The organism is Nocardia tenerifensis NBRC 101015 (assembly GCF_000308715.1).
Lineage (GTDB): Bacteria > Actinomycetota > Actinomycetes > Mycobacteriales > Mycobacteriaceae > Nocardia > Nocardia tenerifensis.
In genome coordinates this window covers 1-2,100 of sequence record NZ_BAGH01000328.1, presented here as the reverse complement: position 1 = coordinate 2,100, position 2,100 = coordinate 1, and the positions used below count along the sequence as shown (strand labels likewise).

General features: G+C 67.9%; 3 protein-coding genes. 2 read left to right on the top strand and 1 reads right to left on the bottom strand.

Annotation, left to right across the window (positions count from 1 at the left end; translation table 11 throughout):
• Positions 1 to 164 (top strand): UDP binding domain-containing protein (locus tag ON39_RS49025; RefSeq protein WP_303621528.1); only part of this gene is annotated, 164 nt, incomplete at its 5' end.
• A gap of 13 nt (positions 165 to 177) precedes the next feature.
• Here ON39_RS49025 and ON39_RS26290 read toward each other — a convergent pair.
• Positions 178 to 948, bottom strand: a complete 771-nt coding sequence (locus ON39_RS26290; protein WP_040738429.1) for a deoxyribonuclease IV — start codon at positions 946 to 948, stop codon at positions 178 to 180.
• Between the two features lie 306 nt (positions 949 to 1,254).
• Here ON39_RS26290 and ON39_RS26285 point away from each other — a divergent pair.
• Positions 1,255 to 2,100: serine/threonine-protein kinase (locus tag ON39_RS26285; RefSeq protein WP_040738428.1), on the top strand; the 846-nt coding region annotated here is incomplete at its 3' end.

Here is a 2,100-nt window from a genome sequence, read left to right as displayed (position 1 = left end):
TGGTCCTCACCGAGTGGCCCGAGTTCCAGACCCTCGATTGGGCCAAGCTCGCGACCTACGTCGACCAAGCCGTGATCGTGGATACCCGGAACCTGCTCGACGAACGTCGGCTCGGCGACGCCGGATTCGCCGTGGTGGGTACCGGCAGGGCGTGCGGCGGCTGACAGATCCGCGCGGCTACCCCACGTGCTCCCGCAGATACGCCATATCCTCCGCGACCCCTTCGGCCGGGGTCTCCAGGATCACCGGGGCGTCGGCCGTCCGGCACACCTCGGCGAGCAGATCCGGGTCGATGGTGCCGTCGGCGAAGTTGGCGTGGCGATCGGCGCCGGAGTTGAACTCGTCGCGCGAGGAGTTCAAGTGCACCAGGTCGATTCGGCCCGTGATGGCCTTGATGCGATCGACCACGCCGATCAAATCCTCGCCGCCGGCCCACGCGTGGCAGGTGTCCAGGCAGAAGCCCGCGCCGAAATCGCCGACGGCGTCCCACAGCCGGGCGATGGCGTCGAAATGCCGCGCCATGGCGTGGTTGCCGCCCGCGGTGTTCTCGATCAGGATCGGCACGGCGAAGCCGCCCTTGTCCTGTTGACGCTCGAACAGCTTGCGCCAGTTGTCGACTCCGGTCTCCAGCTCGGCGTCGGAGCGCACGTGGCCGCCGTGCACGACCAGGCCGAACGCGCCGAGCTCGGCCGCGGCCTTCGCCTGCTGGGCGACGGCGTTGCGCGAGGGCATGCGTAGCCGATTGTTCAGACTCGCCACATTGATCTGATAGGACGAGTGCACCACCACGTCGATCGGGCTCGCCACGATCTCCTCGGTCCGCGGGTGCGGGGTGGGCTTGTCCCAGCTCTGCGGATCGACGACGAACATCTGGATGACGTCGGCGCCGAGTTTCTCGCCGAAGCCGATCGGGTCGCCGTCCTGTCTGACGTGGGCTCCAATGCGCATGGGGGTCAGCTTAACGACCACCACCGACAGCACACCGCAGACGCAGGACGGGTTGTGTTGCGTCGGCTCGGTCCAGCGAGATACATCGGTAGTATCCGCACGCTCGACCCGATGACAGGGGTGAATACCGTGTCGCAGACCGGCGCAGTCCCCGCCGGCCCGGCCTTCGCTGGGCGGCCGACGGTGCGGTGACTACTGCTATGGTTTCGATGTTTTCCGTGGTCGAGCCCGTGCTCGAGCGCGCGTTCTTATGCTGTACGCCTGTTCGCCGGTGGGTCCCGGCGCGCGGCGGGAAGTGGAGCAGACATGCTGGCCAGCGGTGACGTTTTCGCCGGTTATGTCATCGAGCGGCAATTGGGTCGCGGTGGCATGGGTTCGGTGTACCTGGCGAAACATCCTCGGCTGCCGAGGATGACCGCGCTGAAGCTGCTGAACCGGGAGATGTTCTTCGACAAGGAGGTGCGGGCGCGGTTCGAACGGGAGGCGGACCTGGTCGCCCAGCTCGATCACCCGAACATCGTCACGGTCTACGACCGCGGGCTCGAGGACGAGCAGCTGTGGATCTCCATGCAGTACATCGACGGAATCGACGCCGCGTCGGTGCAGCCGCAGGCATTGCCGCCCGAGCGCGCCGTGCAGATCATCAAAGAGACCGCCGACGCCCTCGACTACGCGCACGGCATCGGCGTGCTGCACCGCGACGTGAAGCCCGCGAACATCCTGCTCGCCCGCTCCGGCAGCGGCCGGGGCGAGCGGGTGTACCTCACCGACTTCGGCATCGCCCGCTTCCGGGACGACACCGGCCACCTCACCCAGACCGGAACCTTCACCGCCACACTGGCTTACGCCTCGCCCGAGCAGCTCACCGGCGCGGCGCTGGATCACCGCTCGGATCAGTACTCGCTGGCGTGCTCGCTGTTCTGGCTGTTCACCGGCAGCGGCCCGTTCTCCGCGACCAACCCGGCTGCGGTCATCCAGGGTCACCTCCAAGGCGCGCCGCCCGCGTTGAGCAGCCACCGCCCCGGCCTGCCGTACGCCCTGGACAGCGTGCTGGCCAGGGCGATGGCGAAACGACCGGAGGACAGGTATCCCAGCTGCGCCGATTTCGCCGCGGCCGCCAAGCACGCGCTGACGAATCCGAGCGTGCCGTCG

Bases quoted from the DNA above. Each gene is read 5' to 3' on its own strand.
- ON39_RS26290 (WP_040738429.1), bottom strand. From the start codon at position 948: ATGCGCATTGGAGCCCACGTCAGACAGGACGGCGACCCGATCGGCTTC.